14 protein-coding genes and 1 pseudogene are annotated in these 16,667 nt (G+C 67.4%); 6 read left to right on the top strand and 9 right to left on the bottom strand.

Translation table 11 applies throughout. From position 1 onward, the window contains the following. Positions 1 to 57: 57 nt before the first annotated feature. Positions 58 to 261, bottom strand: a complete 204-nt coding sequence (locus JO236_RS00570) for a hypothetical protein (RefSeq protein ID WP_293323361.1) — start codon at positions 259 to 261, stop codon at positions 58 to 60. A gap of 54 nt (positions 262 to 315) precedes the next feature. On the opposite strand from JO236_RS00570, the gene JO236_RS00565 reads away from it, so the two are divergent. Together JO236_RS00565 and JO236_RS00560 are read left to right on the top strand one after the other, a co-directional pair. Then, positions 316 to 1,560, top strand: coding sequence for an FAD-dependent oxidoreductase (locus tag JO236_RS00565; RefSeq protein WP_293323229.1), 1,245 nt, complete (start codon positions 316 to 318; stop codon positions 1,558 to 1,560). 87 nt (positions 1,561 to 1,647) lie between these two features. Next, positions 1,648 to 3,693, top strand: coding sequence for a glycoside hydrolase family 15 protein (locus JO236_RS00560; RefSeq protein ID WP_293323226.1), 2,046 nt, complete (start codon positions 1,648 to 1,650; stop codon positions 3,691 to 3,693). A 33-nt stretch (positions 3,694 to 3,726) separates the two neighbouring features. On the opposite strand, the pseudogene lepA reads toward JO236_RS00560, so the two are convergent. After that, a pseudogene (gene lepA / locus JO236_RS00555) lies at positions 3,727 to 5,684 on the bottom strand (translation elongation factor 4). Between lepA and JO236_RS00550 the strand changes: the two are divergent. Beyond that, a complete protein-coding gene (locus JO236_RS00550; RefSeq protein WP_293323224.1) occupies positions 5,678 to 6,295 on the top strand; it encodes a type II toxin-antitoxin system PemK/MazF family toxin in 618 nt (205 codons plus the stop codon). The pseudogene lepA and the gene JO236_RS00550 overlap by 7 nt on opposite strands. 103 nt (positions 6,296 to 6,398) lie before the next feature. On the opposite strand, the gene JO236_RS00545 is transcribed toward JO236_RS00550, so the two are convergent. The 4 genes from JO236_RS00545 to JO236_RS00530 all read right to left on the bottom strand — a co-directional run bounded on the left by JO236_RS00545 (position 6,399) and on the right by JO236_RS00530 (position 10,433). Next, entirely contained in the window at positions 6,399 to 6,827 is a 429-nt protein-coding gene (locus JO236_RS00545; protein ID WP_293323221.1) for a CBS domain-containing protein, read from the bottom strand. 110 nt (positions 6,828 to 6,937) lie between these two features. Beyond that, positions 6,938 to 7,777 (bottom strand): transglutaminase family protein, encoded by an 840-nt coding sequence (locus tag JO236_RS00540; protein WP_293323219.1) that lies wholly within the window; start codon positions 7,775 to 7,777, stop codon positions 6,938 to 6,940. Next, entirely contained in the window at positions 7,777 to 8,754 is a 978-nt protein-coding gene (locus tag JO236_RS00535; protein WP_293323218.1) for an alpha-E domain-containing protein, read from the bottom strand. The genes JO236_RS00540 and JO236_RS00535 overlap by 1 nt, the downstream gene beginning before the upstream one ends. Continuing rightward, entirely contained in the window at positions 8,754 to 10,433 is a 1,680-nt protein-coding gene (locus JO236_RS00530; RefSeq protein ID WP_293323216.1) for a circularly permuted type 2 ATP-grasp protein, read from the bottom strand. The genes JO236_RS00535 and JO236_RS00530 overlap by 1 nt, the downstream gene beginning before the upstream one ends. A 146-nt stretch (positions 10,434 to 10,579) precedes the next feature. Here JO236_RS00530 and rpsT point away from each other — a divergent pair, with 146 nt between their 5' ends. Beyond that, positions 10,580 to 10,840, top strand: a complete 261-nt coding sequence (gene rpsT / locus JO236_RS00525; RefSeq protein ID WP_293323212.1) for a 30S ribosomal protein S20 — start codon at positions 10,580 to 10,582, stop codon at positions 10,838 to 10,840. Between the two features lie 2 nt (positions 10,841 to 10,842). Here the strand turns inward: rpsT and holA are convergent, their stop codons facing one another. From holA to JO236_RS00510, 3 genes are all read right to left on the bottom strand, one after another. Further along, positions 10,843 to 11,796 (bottom strand): DNA polymerase III subunit delta, encoded by a 954-nt coding sequence (gene holA / locus JO236_RS00520; protein WP_293323358.1) that lies wholly within the window; start codon positions 11,794 to 11,796, stop codon positions 10,843 to 10,845. A 30-nt stretch (positions 11,797 to 11,826) separates the two neighbouring features. Next, a complete protein-coding gene (locus tag JO236_RS00515; RefSeq protein WP_293323355.1) occupies positions 11,827 to 13,296 on the bottom strand; it encodes a ComEC/Rec2 family competence protein in 1,470 nt (489 codons plus the stop codon). A gap of 104 nt (positions 13,297 to 13,400) precedes the next feature. Beyond that, positions 13,401 to 14,237 (bottom strand): ComEA family DNA-binding protein, encoded by an 837-nt coding sequence (locus JO236_RS00510; protein ID WP_293323209.1) that lies wholly within the window; start codon positions 14,235 to 14,237, stop codon positions 13,401 to 13,403. A 153-nt stretch (positions 14,238 to 14,390) separates the two neighbouring features. Between JO236_RS00510 and JO236_RS00505 the strand changes: the two genes are divergently transcribed. Together JO236_RS00505 and JO236_RS00500 are read left to right on the top strand one after the other, a co-directional pair. Beyond that, positions 14,391 to 15,548, top strand: a complete 1,158-nt coding sequence (locus JO236_RS00505; protein WP_293323352.1) for an acyl-CoA dehydrogenase family protein — start codon at positions 14,391 to 14,393, stop codon at positions 15,546 to 15,548. Positions 15,549 to 15,555: 7 nt separating this feature from the next. Beyond that, positions 15,556 to 16,665, top strand: coding sequence for an acyl-CoA dehydrogenase family protein (locus JO236_RS00500; protein WP_293323206.1), 1,110 nt, complete (start codon positions 15,556 to 15,558; stop codon positions 16,663 to 16,665). The last annotated feature ends 2 nt before the right edge of the window (positions 16,666 to 16,667 follow it).

Genomic DNA, 16,667 nt, shown 5'->3' with positions numbered 1-16,667 from the left:
TACCAGCGTGACGTGCGACCTAGGCATTTAGCGCCATCTGCACGGCATCTCGCCGGCCTAGCCCGGCGTCCCATCGGTCTGCCGAGCCCGCCGCATCAGCTTGACCCCCCTGCCGAGCAAGCCGTCCAGCACCACGGCGGTGACATACGCGAGCAGCAACACGACCGGCATCACCAGCAAAGCTTGGAGCACGAAAGCGAGGCCCGATAACCACAGCTCGATGCCGTCCCACCAGTTCAGGAACCTGCCCACCGGGCCCACCCTATCGGTATCGGGTCGCAGGTGGATCCGAAGCGAATGTGCCAAGATCGGCGAATGCCCCCATCTGCCGAATCCGAAGCCACGACCTGCTTGATCGCCGGCGGCGGACCGGCCGGAATGATGCTAGGCCTGCTGTTGGCCCGCGCCGGCGTAAAAGTCACCGTGATGGAAAAGCACGCCGATTTTCTGCGGGACTTTCGCGGGGACACCGTGCACGCCAGCACCCTGCGCCTGCTCGACGAACTCGGTTTGGCGCAGCGGTTTGGCCAAATGCCGCATCGGCTGATCGACACCATGCGGATGCAATTGCAGGGACAACCCATCGATGTCGATCTGAGCCACCTGCCCGGGGCACACCAGCACATCGCCTTGGTGCCGCAGTGGGATTTGCTGGAACTGTTGGCCAGCGCCGCCGAGGCCGAACCCACGTTCCGGTTGTTGCGCAGCACCGAGGTGACCGGAGTGGTGCGTGCGGGCGACCGCGTCGTCGGCGTCACCTACCGCGACCCGAGCGGCGAAGCCCGACAAATACGCGCCGAACTGACCGTCGCGTGCGACGGACGTACCTCGCGGGTGCGCTCGGCCGTCGGCCTGGTAGCGCGAAGCTTCGGCGCGCCGATGGACGTGTGGTGGTTCCGGCTCCCGCGCCGGCCCGACGATCCGCCCGGTCTTGCCGGCACGTTCCAGGCCGGGCACGGCGTGATCCTGATCGACCGCGGCGACTACTACCAGATCGCTTACGTCATCCCCAAGGGATCCGACGCACAGGTTCGGGCGGAAGGCATCGAGGCGCTGCACCGCGTGTTGGTGAGCATGGTGCCCTGGCTAGCCGACCGCGTCGAGGCCCTGTCGTCGTTCGACGACGTGAAACTGCTTGACGTGCAGCTTAATCGGCTCCGCCGCTGGTACTCCAACGGAGTGCTGTGCATCGGCGACGCGGCACACGCGATGTCGCCGGTCGGCGGCGTCGGCATCAACCTGGCCGTGGCCGACGCCGTGGCAACCGCGCGCATCCTCGCCGGTCCGCTGCACAAGGGACGGGTCTCCAGCCTCCAGCTGGCCCGCGTACAGGCGCGCCGCTGGATACCGACGGCGCTGGTGCAGGCGGCACAACGGACGATCCACGCCCGGGTGATCGCCGCGGCGGTCGGTTCACCAGGCAGGGCGGGCGACCAAGCACCGCCGAAAGCTGTGCGGATGGCCGGTCGGGTACCCGCACTGCGCAGGTTGATCGGGTACCTGATCGCGATCGGCCCGCTGCCCGAACACACGCCCAAATATGCCCGCCGGCGCGGGTAACACCGCGCAAGAAAGCGGGAAGCACACAACAGCAGCGGGAAGCAGAGTAAGTGGACGCCGGGCAGGTCCACAGATGATGATGTCGGGATGGTTCTGCACGCTCAACCCGGCCAATCCGGTGATCAGGCCGCCTCCCCGCGCGAAGGAGGCGACACGGAGGCTTTTGAAGCGGCTCCGCGCCCGGGGGTCGATTTCAGCGCGCCCGCACCATTTGTCTCAGGTGGCGTACTGCGCAATTCTTTTCCGCCGATTGCCGATTACGCATTCCTGTCCGACTGGGAGACCACCTGCCTGATCTCGCCGGCAGGTTCGGTGGAGTGGTTGTGCGTTCCCCGCCCGGACTCGGCGAGTGTGTTCGGCGCGATCCTGGACCGCAGCGCCGGGCATTTCCGGCTCGGCCCGTACGGCGTCTCGGTCCCGTCGGCCCGGCGCTATCTTCCCGGCAGCCTGATCATGGAAACCACCTGGCAGACCCACACCGGTTGGCTGATCGTGCGCGACGCGCTGGTGATGGGGCCATGGCACGACATTGAGCGACGCTCACGCACCCACCGCCGGACCCCGATGGACTGGGACGCCGAGCACATCCTGTTGCGCACGGTTCGTTGCGTCAGCGGCACCGTCGAGCTGATGATGAGCTGCGAACCGGCGTTCGACTATCACCGTGTCGGCGCGACCTGGGAATACTCGGCCAACGCCTACGGCGAGGCCATCGCGCGGGCCAGCAAACATCCAGACGCCCACCCCGCGCTGCAGCTGACCAGCAACCTGCGCATCGGGCTGGAGGGCCGCGAGGCCCGGGCACGCACCCGGATGAAAGAGGGCGACGACGTGTTCGTCGCGCTGAGCTGGACCAAGCACCCGGCGCCACAGACGTACGAAGAGGCCGCCGACAAGATGTGGAAAACCACCGAATGCTGGCGGCAGTGGATCAACATCGGCAACTTCCCCGACCACCCGTGGCGGGCCTACCTGCAGCGCAGCGCGCTGACGCTGAAGGGCCTGACGTATTCCCCCACCGGCGCACTGCTCGCGGCCAGCACCACGTCGCTGCCCGAGACGCCGCAGGGGCACCGCAACTGGGATTACCGCTACGCGTGGGTGCGCGACTCGACGTTCGCGTTGTGGGGGCTCTACACGCTGGGGCTGGATCGCGAGGCCGACGACTTCTTCGCGTTCATCGCCGACGTGTCCGGCGCGAACAGCAACGAACGTCATCCGTTGCAGGTGATGTATGGCGTGGGGGGCGAACGCAGCCTGGTCGAAGAGGAACTGCATCATCTGACCGGCTACGACCACGCGCGGCCGGTGCGGATCGGCAACGGCGCGTACGACCAGCGCCAGCACGACATCTGGGGCTCGATCCTGGACTCGTTCTACCTGCACGCCAAGTCGCGTGAGCAGATCCCCGAGACGCTGTGGCCGGTGTTGAAGAAGCAAGTGGAAGAGGCCATCAAGCACTGGCGCGAGCCCGACCGCGGCATCTGGGAGGTGCGCGGCGAGCCGCAGCACTTCACGTCGTCGAAGGTGATGTGCTGGGTGGCGCTGGACCGAGGGTCCAAGCTGGCCGAGCGGCAGGGTGAGACGAGCTACGCCCAGCAGTGGCGTCAGGTTGCGGAGGAGATCAAGGCCGACATCCTGCAGCACGGGGTGGATTCGCGCGGCGTGTTGACCCAGCGCTACGGCAGCGACGCCCTGGACGCCTCGCTGCTGCTGGTGGTGCTGACCCGGTTCCTGCCGCCCGACGACCCGCGGGTGCGCAACACCGTGCTGGCCATCGCCGACGAACTCACCGAGGAAGGCCTGGTGCTGCGCTACCGGGTGGAGGAGACCGACGACGGGCTGTCCGGTGAGGAGGGCACGTTCACCATTTGCTCCTTCTGGCTGGTGTCGGCGCTGGTGGAGATCGGCGAGGTGCGTCGCGCCAAACGGCTGTGCGAACGGCTGCTGTCGTATGCCAGCCCGCTGCATCTGTACGCCGAGGAGATCGAGCCGCGAACCGGTCGACATCTGGGCAACTTCCCGCAAGCGTTCACCCACCTGGCGCTGATCAATGCGGTGGTGCACGTGATCCGCGCCGAGGAGGAAGCCGACAGCTCGGGCATGTTCCAGCCCGCTAACGCGCCCATGTAGCACGGGTCAGCACGGGTCAGCTCAGGGGCGCTGCTACTTCTTGCCCTTGTCCCCCGCGGCATCGGTGGACAAGGCCGCGACGAAGGCTTCCTGCGGCACTTCGACCCGTCCGATGGTCTTCATCCGCTTCTTGCCTTCCTTCTGCTTTTCCAGCAGCTTGCGCTTACGGGTGATGTCGCCGCCATAGCACTTCGACAGCACGTCTTTGCGGATCGCGCGAATGTTCTCGCGCGCAATGATTTTGGATCCGATGGCGGCCTGGACCGGCACCTCGAACTGCTGACGCGGGATCAGCTCCTTGAGCTTGGTGGTCATCTTGTTGCCGTAGGCAGAGGCGGAATTCTTGTGCACGATCGCGCTGAACGCGTCGACGGGCTCGCCCTGCAACAAGATGTCGACCTTGACCAGTTGGGCCTCCTGCTCGCCGGCCTCCTCGTAGTCCAGGCTGGCGTAGCCGCGGGTGCGCGACTTCAGCGAGTCGAAGAAGTCGAAGATGATCTCGCCCAACGGCATGGTGTAGCGCAGTTCCACACGCTCGGGTGACAGATAATCCATGCTACCCATTTCGCCGCGGCGGGCCTGGCACAGCTCCATGATCGTGCCGATGAACTCGCTGGGCGCGATGATGGTGGTCTTCACGACCGGCTCGTAGACCGCGCCGATCTTGCCCGCCGGCCAGTCCGAGGGGTTGGTCACCCGAATCTCGCTGTCATCCTCTTTGATGACCCGATACACGACGTTCGGCGACGTCGAGATCAGGTCCAGGTCGAACTCGCGCTCCAGACGCTCGCGGCTGATCTCCATGTGCAGCAGGCCCAAAAAGCCACACCGGAAACCGAAGCCCAGGGCTACCGACGTCTCCGGCTCGTACGTCAGCGCCGCGTCGTTGAGCTGCAGCTTGTCCAGGGCGTCGCGCAGGTTCGGGTAGTCGGAGCCGTCCACGGGATACAGTCCCGAATAGACCATCGGCTTGGGTTCGCGGTAGCCGGTCAACGCTTCTTTGGCGCCATTGCGCGCCGTCGTCACGGTGTCACCGACCTTGGACTGGCGGACGTCCTTGACCCCGGTGATCAGGTATCCGACCTCGCCCACGCCGAGGCCCGCGCTGGGCTTGGGCTCGGGCGAGACGATGCCCACCTCGAGCAGTTCGTGGGTGGCGCCGGTGGACATCATGGCAATGCGCTCTCGCGGGCTGATCTTGCCGTCGACGACGCGGACGTAGGTGACCACGCCGCGGTAGATGTCGTAGACGGAGTCGAAGATCATGGCGCGGGTGGGCGCGTCGGCGTCGCCCTGCGGGGGCGGCACCTGACGGACCACCTCGTCGAGCAATTCGGCCACACCGTCCCCGGTCTTGCCGGACACCCGTAGTACGTCGCCGGGCTCGCAGCCCATGATGTGGGCTATCTCACCGGCGTAGCGATCGGGGTCGGCGGCGGGCAGGTCGATCTTGTTGAGCACCGGGATGACGGTCAGGTCGCGATCCAGCGCGAGATACAGATTGGCCAGCGTCTGCGCCTCGATGCCCTGGGCGGCGTCAACCAGCAGGACCGCGCCCTCGCACGCCTCGAGCGCCCGCGATACCTCGTAGGTGAAGTCGACATGGCCCGGCGTGTCGATCAGATGCAGGACGTGATCCTGGCCATTCGCCTGCCAAGGCAACCGCACGTTCTGCGCCTTGATCGTGATGCCACGCTCCCGCTCGATATCCATCCGGTCCAGGTACTGGGCCCGCATCGAGCGCTCGTCGACCACCCCGGTCAGCTGCAGCATTCGGTCGGCCAGCGTCGACTTGCCGTGGTCGATGTGAGCGATGATGCAGAAGTTCCGAATCTGTGCCGGCGGCGTGAACGTCTTGTCGGCGAAACTGCTGATGGGAATCTCCTGGAGCGGCGGATTACGAGCATCCAGCGTATCCGTGCACGCCAAGTCGGCCCAATCACAGACCCCGTCGCGCCCTGCCGGTCGCGTCTATGCTGCGAAGATGGCACCGGACAGGAAGTCGCCCGGCAAGTCACAGTGGAAGACGATCCAGCGCTTTGCGGAGAACTTGGTGTTCAACGAGGCTCCGAAGGTGGTCCGGCGGCTGCAGAACACCCAGGACACCCTGCGGACCGTCCAGCAAGCGGTGAAGATCACCGCGAACATCATGGCCATGGGGTTGCCGGCGCCCGACGTGGCTGAGGTCTCCCAGGGCCGGCCGGTGACCAACACCAGCTTCCCCACCGCGCAACGGGCCCGGAAGGTCGTCTACGCGCCGAATCTCGACGGCCGGGCCGATCCCGGCGAGATCGTGTGGACCTGGGTGGTCTACGAGGAGGATCCCACCCGCGGCAAGGATCGGCCGGTCCTGGTGGTCGGTCGTGACCGCAACGTGCTGCTCGGCCTCATGGTGTCCAGCCAGGAGCGGCACGCCGCCGATCGCGACTGGGTCGGGATCGGCACTGGAGATTGGGATTACGAGGGCAGGGCAAGCTGGGTGCGATTGGACCGGGTGCTTCATGTGCCCGAGGAGGGCATCCGGCGCGAGGGCGCGATTCTGGCGCGCGACGTCTTCGACGTGGTGGCCGCGCGGCTGCGCTCCGAGTACTCCTGGCGCTGACGGCCCGCCCGGCGCCGTTGGCTCTGCGTCCAGGGCGAAGAAGAGCGAGAAGACCCCACCCTCACCGCAGAGCCAACGCAGTCCGGGGAACAGCCCCGCGGCATTACCCCTGAGTGATGTAGGAGTGCAGCTGCTGCTGCTCGGCCTCGAGTTCTTCCATGCGGGTCTTCACCACATCGCCGATGCTGACGATCCCGATCAGCTTCTTCCCGTCGAGCACCGGCACGTGGCGCACCCGGTTCTTGGTCATCAGCACGCTGACCTCGTCGACCGTGTCCCCCTTGCCGCAGGTGGCGACCGTGGCGGTCATGATCTTGGAGACCGGGCGCGTCAGCACACTGGCGCCGTGCCGGTGCAGCTGTCGCACGACGTCGCGTTCGGACACGATGCCGACGACGCCCTCGGCGCCGACCACCACCATCGCGCCAATGTTTTGCTCGGCGAGGCCGGCGAGCAGTTCCCGGACCGTCGCGTCTGGGTTGATCGTCACCACCGCCGCGCCCTTGTTCCGCAAGACGTCCGCGATCCGCATCAGCACTCCCAGTCGATTGTGAGCCGGTTCACACCAGGCTACGGCGAAGTTGCTCGGCGGGAAAGCCGCCACCCAAAAGGCACGGTGACGATCGGCGCGCGCCGGGCTCCCTAAGCCAGGCGGGTGATCTCCACGACGACGTCCAGGTCGGTCGAACCCTGCCCGGAGTAGATGCCTTTTAGCGGGGACACGTCGTTGTAGTCGCGACCGACACCCACGCTGACGTATTGCTCGGTGATCTCGGTGTCGTTGGTGGGGTCGTAGTTCCACCAGCTGCCGGTCCAGGCCTGGATCCACGCGTGGCTGCGGCCGTCGACGGTCTTTCCGACGGCGGCCTCGCGTTTGGGGTGCAGATACCCTGACACGTAGCGGCCGGGAATTCCCATGTTGCGCAACAGGATCAGCGTCAGGTGCGCAAAGTCCTGGCAAACACCCCTGCCGGACTCGAGAGCGTCCAACCCGGAGGAGTGCACACCGGTGGTGCCCGGGATGTAGTCGAGCTCGCTGCGTGCCCACCGCGCCGCGGCCACGACGGCATCGCCGGGTTCGTTGTACTTCATGATCCGCTCGCCGACCGCCGAAACGCGTTTGCTGGTCGGGGTGTAACGCGTCGGGCGCAGCACCTCGTCGAACCGGTCGATGACCGCCGCCGACTGCAAATCCGTCCAGGTGACCTTGGTTGCGGGCGGCTCTGGTCGCTCCGTCTCGACGACCGACGCGGACGTGACGGTGAGGTCGGTATGCGGGGCGTGCAGGTCGAAGGCCGTCACCGCGGTGCCCCAGTAGTCGTCATAGCGGTAGGACCGGGTGGCCGGAATGGTCTCCACCCGGTTCAGGACGACGTTCTGTCGCGGATCAGACCGTGGCGTGAGCCGGGCCTCGTTGTAGGAGGCTGTCACCGGGCACTCGTAGGCGTATCCGGTGGTGTGCACCACGCGCAGCCGCCACATCAGGATTCCGCCTGTCGCGTGACCAGTTCGCCGCGCTCCCCCGCATCCGTCCACGCCACCCAGGGGGTGGCGTGGAAGTACTGCAGCGCCAACGCTTCTCCGACATCGCTGCAGGTTTGCTGCAGGCCCGCCAGCCGGTTCTCCAGCGACTCGAGCAGCACACCGGGTTGGACGAATTCGAGCTCGCTGCGGGCCTGGCCCAGCAACCGTTGCGCCTCGGTGGTGGCCCCGATCCGGCTCTGCGGATTGTGCAGTAATTCCTCGAGGTTGTGTTCGGCCAGCCTCAGCGAATAGAAAACCGAGCGCGGGAAAAGCCGGTCCAACAGCATGAACTCGACTACCCGGCCCGCGTCCATGGTTCCGCGGTAGGTGCGCAGATACGTGTCGTGCGCGCCGGCCGAGCGCAGAAGCGTCACCCAGGCGGGTGACGACGCGCTGTCGCCCACTCTGGACAACAGCAATCGCACCGTCATGTCGACCCGCTCGATCGCACGGCCCAGCACCATGAACCGGTATCCGTCGTCGCGGGAGAGCGTCGAGTCGGCCAGGCCGGCGAACATCGCCGCCCGGCCCTCGATGAACGACAAAAATTCATGGGGCCCAAGGCGTTTGGCGGCGCGCTCGCGCTCCGGCAGTGCGTGGTAGGTGGTGTTGATGCACTCCCAGGTCTCGCTGGAGGTGACTTCGCGGGCCGACCTTGCGTTTTCCCGCGCTGCCGAGATCGCGTCGACGATCGACGAGCCGCCCTCGGTGTTGGTGCTGAAGGCCACCAGGTCGGTGAGCGACCACACATCAAGCTCATGGTCGGGGGGCTCGATGCCCAGCACCCGCAACAGGAGGCGGGAGGCTTGGTCGGGATCGACGCTGGACTCTTCGAGCAGTTGGTGCACGGCGACGTCCAGGATCCGCGCGGTGTCGTCGGCGCGCTCGACGTAGCGACCGATCCAGTACAGCGCTTCGGCGTTACGGGCAAGCATCAGTCGATGGCCTTCTGCTGTTGCTGTTGCTGTTCTTGTTCCTGGGTGTGCTGCCCCAGCTGCGGCTGTTGCTGCGTCGGCCGCGAACCGTCGACCGCCGCGTCACCGGGGGGCTTGCGCTTAGGCAGCGAACGCACTACCTCCGCCGCACCCAGCTCGCGGGCGGCGACCGAGGTGCGCGATGCCAGCACCCAGGTGTCCTTGGAGCCGCCGCCCTGACTGGAATTGACCACCCGGGAGCCCTCGACCAGCGCCACCCGGGTTAGCCCCCCCGGCAGCACCCACACGTCGTTGCCGTCGTTGACCGCGAACGGGCGCAGGTCGACGTAGCGGGGCGAGAGCGACTTGTCGATCCGGGTCGGCACGGTGGACAGCTCCATCATGGGCTGGGCGATCCAGCTGCGTGGGTCGTCGCGGATCTTTTCGCTGATCGCCGCGAGTTCCTTCTCGGAGGCCTCGGGGCCGAACACGATGCCGTAGCCGCCGGAGCCCTCGACCGGCTTGATCACCAACTCGCGGATCCGGTCCAGCACCTCCTCGCGCTCGTCGTCCAGCCAGCACCGGAAGGTGTCCACGTTAGCGAGCAGCGGTTTCTCGCGGAGGTAGTACTCGATGATGGTCGGCACGTAGGTGTAGACGAGCTTGTCGTCGCCCACGCCGTTGCCGATCGAGCTGGAGATGACGACGTTGCCGGCGCGCGCGGCGTTGACCAGACCCGCCACGCCGAGCACCGAGTCGGCCCGAAACTGCAGCGGGTCCAGGAAAGTGTCGTCGATGCGCCGATAAATGACGTCGACCTGGCGCTCACCCTCGGTGGTGCGCATGTACACCTGGTTGTCGCGGCAGAACAGGTCGCGGCCCTCCACCAGCTCCACGCCCATCTGCCGGGCCAGCAACGAATGCTCGAAATAGGCCGCGTTGTAGACGCCCGGGGTCAGCACCACCACCGTCGGGTCCGCCTCGTTGGTGGCGGCCGAGTTGCGCAGCGCGCGCAGCAGGTGCGAGGAGTAGTCGTCGACCGTGCGCACCCGGTGGGTGGCGAACAGGTTGGGGAAGACCCGCGCCATCGTGCGCCGGTTCTCCATGACGTAGGAGACGCCCGACGGCGAGCGCAGATTGTCCTCGAGGACCCGAAAGTCGCCCCGATCGTCGCGAATCAGGTCAATCCCGGCCACGTGGATGCGCACCCCGTTGGGCGGCACGATCCCCATCGCCTCGCGGTGGAAGTGCTCGCAGGAGGTCACCAGCCGGCGCGGGATCACGCCGTCGCGCAGGATCTCCTGATCACCGTAGATGTCGTCGAGGTACATCTCGAGCGCCTTGACGCGCTGGGTGATGCCGCGCTCCAGTCGGCTCCACTCGGGGGCCGAGATCACCCGCGGCACCAGGTCAAGCGGAAACGGACGCTCCTGCCCCGACAGCGAAAAGGTGATGCCCTGGTCGATGAACGCGCGCCCCAGCGCCTCGGCGCGGCCCTTGAGCTCTGACGCGTCGGAGGGCGCGAGTTCGGCATAGATGCCCCGGTAAGGACCGCGGACGTTGCCATGCGCGTCGAACATCTCGTCGAACGCCATGGAATAGCTGTCCGAGGTGCGGTATCCCTCGAAGATGCGCTCGGAGCGCGAACGCGACCGCCGCTTGGCTTCTTCGACCGAGTTTGCAAGGCTCACGTCTGACATGCTCTCTCAAAGTTGACGGCACAGCAGACCGAGAGTTGCCCTTTTGGGGGAAAACGTAACCGACTGCTAACCTGGACACTCGCTACAGGCGGCAAGCCCCCTGGCATATCCGGACCAACTCAGTAACTAGACGGGGAACCAAACGCGTGGCCAACATCAAGTCGCAGCAGAAGCGCAACCTCACCAACGAGCGCGCCCGGCTGCGCAACAAGTCGGTGAAGTCCTCGCTGCGCACCGCCGTGCGCGCGTTCCGCGAGGCCGCCCACTCCGGCGACAAGGAGAAGGCCGCGGAGCTGCTGGTTTCGACCAACCGCAAGCTGGACAAGGCGGCCAGCAAGGGCGTGATCCACAAGAACCAGGCGGCGAACAAGAAGTCGGCCCTGGCCCGGGCGCTCAACAAACTCTGAGGCTAACGGCCCCGTTCCGCCAGCTCGGCGATCTTCCTGACCGCTGATTCCAGCGCGTAATCGGCGTCGGCGACGGCCCCTTTGACGTTCGCGTTCAGCGTTGCCACCACCCGCATGGCGGTGGCCACCGTGTCCCGCGTCCACCGCCGGGCCTGTTTCTGGGCTTTCTGCACGCGCCATGGCGGCATCCCCAACTGCCCGGCCAGACGATAGGGGTCCCCCGACAGCGGCCCGACCCGACCGATGGCGTGCACGGCTTCGGCCAGCGCATCGGCCAGCACCACGAGCGGCTCGCCGCGCATCATGGCCCACCGCAACGCCTCCGCGGCCCCCGCGACGTCGCCCGTTACCGCCTTGTCGGCGATATCGAAGCCCTTCACCTCGGCCTTGCCGCTGTGATAGCGCCGCACCGCGGCGGCCTCGACCTGACCGCCGGTGTCGGCGACCAGCTGTGAACACGCCGCAGCGAGTTCGCGGATGTCGGAACCCACCGCGTCGATCAGGGCGGTCACGGTCTCCTGGTCCACCTTGACCCGCAACGCGCGGAACTCCCCGCGGACGAAGTCGGCGCGCTCGCCGGCCTTGGCGATCCGCGCGCACGGGTGCACGACGGCGCCCAGCGAGCGCAGCTCGTTGGCCAGTGCTTTGGCCCGCCCGCCGCCGGAGTGCACCACCACCAGCGCCGTGCCCGACGGGATGTCGGCGGCCGCCGTAGCAATCAGCGCCGCCGCGTCCTTGCCCGCCTCATCGGCGGCCTCGAGCACGACGATCCGCTCGTCGGCGAACAGCGACGGACTCAGCAGTTCGGCCAGCTCAAAGGTGGTGACATCGCCGGCTCGCATGCGATTGACGGGGACATCGTCGGCGCCCGAGCCGGCGCGCTGGCGGGCCGATTTCAGCAGGTCGGCCACCGCCCGCTCGACCAGCAGCTCCTCGTCCCCCAACACCAGATGCAACGGCGAAACCTCGCTCACCCCCCGATGGTGTCACGAGGCGCCGACGAGACCGGACACCCACCAGGCCAGCAGACCGACGCCGGCCAACGCCGCCCCCCAGCCAGCCGGCATGCGGAACCAGCGCCACCGCCACAGCACGACGACCAGCGCCGTGACGCCGCCGACCAGCAGCACGCCGGGCACGCCCGAGGGAACGGGAACGGTCGCCGCGGGGACGCCGGCCGCTTGGTGCGCCACGCTCAGCACCCACCACACTTCGGGCCCGGTGAACCGGATCAGCAGTTGCGCGGCGCCGGGCAAGAACGCGCACAGCACCGCGGCCGCGCTGCCCAGCACGGTGATCGGTGCGATCAGAGGAGCCACCGCGAGGTTGGCGGCCACGGCCACCAGGCTGAAGCGGCCCGAAATGGCCGCAACCAGCGGGGCCGTCACCACGTGCGCGGCCCACGCCACCGCGACCGCATCCGCGAGCGGCTTGGGCCAGCCACGCACGACCAGCCGGCGCGACCAGACCGGCGCGATCACGACCAGCGCGGCCGTCGCCAACACGGACAACGCGAAGCCGATGTCGACGGCCAACTGCGGAGCTAGCACGATCAACACCAGCACCGTGGCGGATAGCGCCGGAATCGCTTGCCGCCGACGCGAAGACAGCATCCCGGCCAGCGCGATCGCGCCCATCACGGCCGCCCGCAACACACTGGCCGTCGGTTGCACGACGATGACGAACGCCACCAACGCCAAGGCGGCGAGCGCAACGGCCCAGCGCGGCCCGATCAACCGGGCCGAAAACAGCACCGCCCCACACACGATCGTGACGTTGGCGCCCGACACCGCTGTCAGATGCGTCATGCCCGCCGCGCGAAATTCTCCGGTGGTCGTGGCGGTCACGGCCGAGGTGTCACCGAGTACCAGGGCGGGCAACATCGCGGCCTGATCCGTGCGTAAAGCCCGGTGGGTAGCGGCGGCGAACCGGACGCGGACGGTGTGAGCCGCCCGCTGCACCGGGCCGGCCCGGCCCATGGTCGGGCGCCCCGTGGCGTTGAGCACCGCGACCGTCAGGTCGTGGCGCGTCGGACGGGTGATGCGTGCGGTGAACCGCACCGGCTGGCCGACCATCACCGAACCGAAGTCCTGCCCAGAATCGGACGCTCGCGCGAAAACCACTACCCGGCCGCCGATCTCGTCGTCGCCCAAGCGCTGCAGGGTGGCGCGGAACATCAGCCGGCCCCGCCCCAGCGACAGCGCGCTCTCGGTGGGGGTGACCGTCACCGGCGCCGCGGTCCCGAACACCGCGGTGATGGGGTGGCGACCGACCGCGTCGGTGCGCAACGCGATCGCAAACCCGAAGCCCGCACCCACCACGCCGACGGCCAACAGGCCGGAGCAGATCGCTTGCACCCCGGGCGTGCCGCTTCCGCGACCCACTCGCCACAGCACGCCGCCCACGGCCAAAGCTACGCAGCACCAAGCGAGAGCCCTGCCGACCGGCCACACCATCCCGGCGGCCGTCACGAGCCAGCTGGTCAAAGCCGCCGGAACCAGGCGCAGGTCTAACAGCTGGAGGTGCGCCGTCGAATCGGAGCCGGGTTGGCTCACCGCTATCAGACACGGACGAGGGCGCGCAGCTTCTCCAGCCGCGCCGGGCCTATACCGTCGACATCGGCGAGCTGGTCGACGCTGGTGAACTTGCCGTTGTGCTGCCGCCACGCCACGATCGCCGCAGCGGTGACCGGCCCCACCCCGGGCAGTCCGTCCAGTTGCTCGACGGTCGCGCTGTTGAGGTCGAGGACCTCAGCAGCCTTGGGCTTGCCCGGGGACGTGCTGGTGCCCGCCGGTCCGGCCGCCGGCGGCGTGCCCGGGCCCACCGAGCTGCCCAGCGTCGTCGGCTGGCCTGGGGGCGGAGCAAGACCGACCACGATCTGCTCGCCGTCGGCCACCGGGCGGGCCATGTTCAAACCGATAGTGTCGGCACCTTCGATGGCCCCGCCGGCGGCGTGCAGGGCATCGGCGATCCGTGCGCCGGGCGCCAGGGTGACCAGCCCCGGCGTGTGCACCAGGCCGACCACGCTGACCACCACCGGCTGCGCGGGCCCCGCGCTCGCCGAGGAGCGCGGACCGGCGGATGAAGTCCCCGAAACCCGTTCTACCGGAGGCAGTTTGGCCGACATCACCGGCGCTGGGTGATCGCGCACCAAGGTAAAGATGGTGATCAGCACCGCCAGGGCGGCGACCACGGCCAGCGCGATGGCACCGGCGCGGCCGGGGTCGGCGCGCACCCTGGCAAGCCACCCCCTACCGGGTGACTCGTCGGGCAGCCAGGTCGGCAGCAACGAGTTCGGGTCGTCGTGGTCGTCTCCCTCCGGCTGCTCCGGCGAGTCAGGGTCCGGGTCACCGCCGAGCCGTCGGTGTAGTCGCTGGACGGGAAGTTCTGTTCGCATGCGCCGACCGTAGGTGCGACGACCGCCACGATGGCCGCGACCGAAGGCCGGATCGCACCGGGTTGTGGATTAACCCGAGGCTGTGCACAACGACTCCGTCGGATGGGTCAAGATGGAACCGTCGCGCACGACCAGGGACATCAGGAGGCCGCAATGAAGCTGGCGCTCACAGCCGACGAAGCCGCCTTCCGAGACGAGCTTCGCGCGTTGTTGACCACGAAGATTCCGGAAGAGATCCGTGCGCGGGTGCGCCAGGGCAGGTCGCTCACCCGCGACCACATCGTCACCAGCCACAAAATCCTGCATGAGCACGGGCTCGCGGTGCCCAACTGGCCCGTCGAGTGGGGCGGCAAGGACTGGACACCCACCCAGTTCCAGATCTGGACCGACGAGATGCAACTGGCATCCGTCGTCGAGCCGCTGAACTTCAACACCAAGATGGTCGGCCCGGTGATCGCCGAGTTCGGGTCGCAGGAGATCAAGGAGCGGTTCCTGCCGCCGACGGCGAGCATGGACATCTGGTGGTGCCAGGGCTTCTCGGAGCCCGAAGCCGGCTCCGACCTCGCCTCGATACGCACCACCGCGATCCGCGACGGCGACAGCTACGTCGTCAACGGCCAGAAAACCTGGACAACCCTCGGCCAGTACGCGGACTGGATCTTCTGCCTGGTGCGCACCGATCCGCAGGCGCCCAAGCGCCAGGCCGGAATCTCGTTTCTGCTCATGGACATGGAGACGCCGGGCATCACGCTACGACCGATCAAAACCATCGACGGGGGCCGCGAGGTGAACGAGGTGTTCTTCTCCGACGTTCGGGTGCCCGCCAACCAGCTTGTCGGACAAGAGAATCAAGGTTGGACCTACGCCAAATTCCTGCTGGGCAACGAACGCACGGGCATCGCCCAGGTGGGCCGCACCAAAGTGCGTCTCTCCCAGGTGAAGCGACATGCGGCGCAGACCGGAGTGCTCGACGATCCGCTGTTCGCGGCGCGGCTGGCCGAGGCCGAGAACGACATACTGGCACTGGAACTCACGCAGGCACGGGTGGTTTCGGGTTCGTCGAAGGGAAAGCCCAACCCGGCGTCGTCGGTGCTCAAGCTGCGCGGCAGCCAACTGCAGCAGCTCGCCACCGAGCTGCTCGTCGAGGTCGCCGGCCCCGACGCACTGCCGGTGGGCGGCGACGGGATCGCGTCACCGGAGTGGGCGCAATACAGCGCCCCCCTCTATCTCAACTACCGCAAGACATCGATCTACGGCGGCACCAACGAGGTGCAGCGCAACATCATTGCGTCCACCATTCTCGGATTGTGAGGCAATCATGGACTTTCAGTTGAGCGATGAGCAGGGCCTGCTCCGCGACACCACCCGCGACCTGCTATCCCGCAGCTATGACGCGGAGTCCCGCAACAAGGCGATCGACAGCGACCTCGGCTGGAACCGCGAGGTCTGGAGCCAGCTGGCCGACATCGGGATCCTTGGACTCGGGTTCGACCCGGAGGAATCTGGTCAGATCGAGATCATGGTGGTACTCACCGAAATTGGGCGCCGGCTGGCGCCCGAGCCGGTCATCCATGCCGCGCTGGCACCGGGCGGACTGATCGCCGAACACGGCAGCGACGCGCAGAAAGAGCTGCTCGACGAGGTGGCGGCCGGCCAACGGCTGCTGGCGTTCGCCCACCAGGAGCCCGGTCGGCGCACGCCGTTCACCGAACTCACCACTCAGGCTGTGCAGCAAGGGAATTCGTGGACCCTGAGCGGGCGGAAGAACCCGGTGCTCGCCGGTGACGGCGCCCAGACGTTGGTGGTCACCGCGGCCTTGCAGGACGGCGGCAACGGGTTGTTTCTGGTCGACGCCGATGCCGTCACACGGCAGCCGTACGCGACGTTCGACGGTCAGCGCGGCGCCCAGATCGACCTGGACAACGCGCCCGCCGAACCGCTTGGCGACGCTGCGACTGATGCTTCCGAGGCCATCGGCTCCGCCATAGTCCGGATCCAGTCGGCGCTGTGCTCCGAAGCGGTTGGCGCGATGGAGGAAGCGCTGCGGCTGACCACCGATTACCTCAAGACGCGCAAGCAGTTTGGCGTCACCCTCAACAAATTCCAGGCGCTCACTCAGCGCGCCGCCGACATGTACATCTCGCTGGAATTGGCCCGCAGCATGAACCTCTACGCCGCGATATCGATCGCCGACGGCAACCTCGATCCGGTGATCGCGTCGCGGGCCAAGCTGCAGATCGGGCGGGCGGCCCGGCACATCGGGCAGGAGGCGATCCAACTGCACGGCGGCATCGGGATGACCGCCGAATACCCGGTCGGCCACTACGCGGCCCGCCTAACCGCGATCGAACACACGCTGGGCTCCGCGCAGGATCACCTCGGGGTGCTGATCGACCATCTCAGCGACTACGACTTGGTGCACCTCTAACA

The organism is Mycobacterium sp. (assembly GCF_019247635.1).
Taxonomy (GTDB): domain Bacteria; phylum Actinomycetota; class Actinomycetes; order Mycobacteriales; family Mycobacteriaceae; genus Mycobacterium.
Note: the sequence above shows the minus strand (reverse complement) of the source record. Positions and strands in the feature narration are given on the sequence as shown.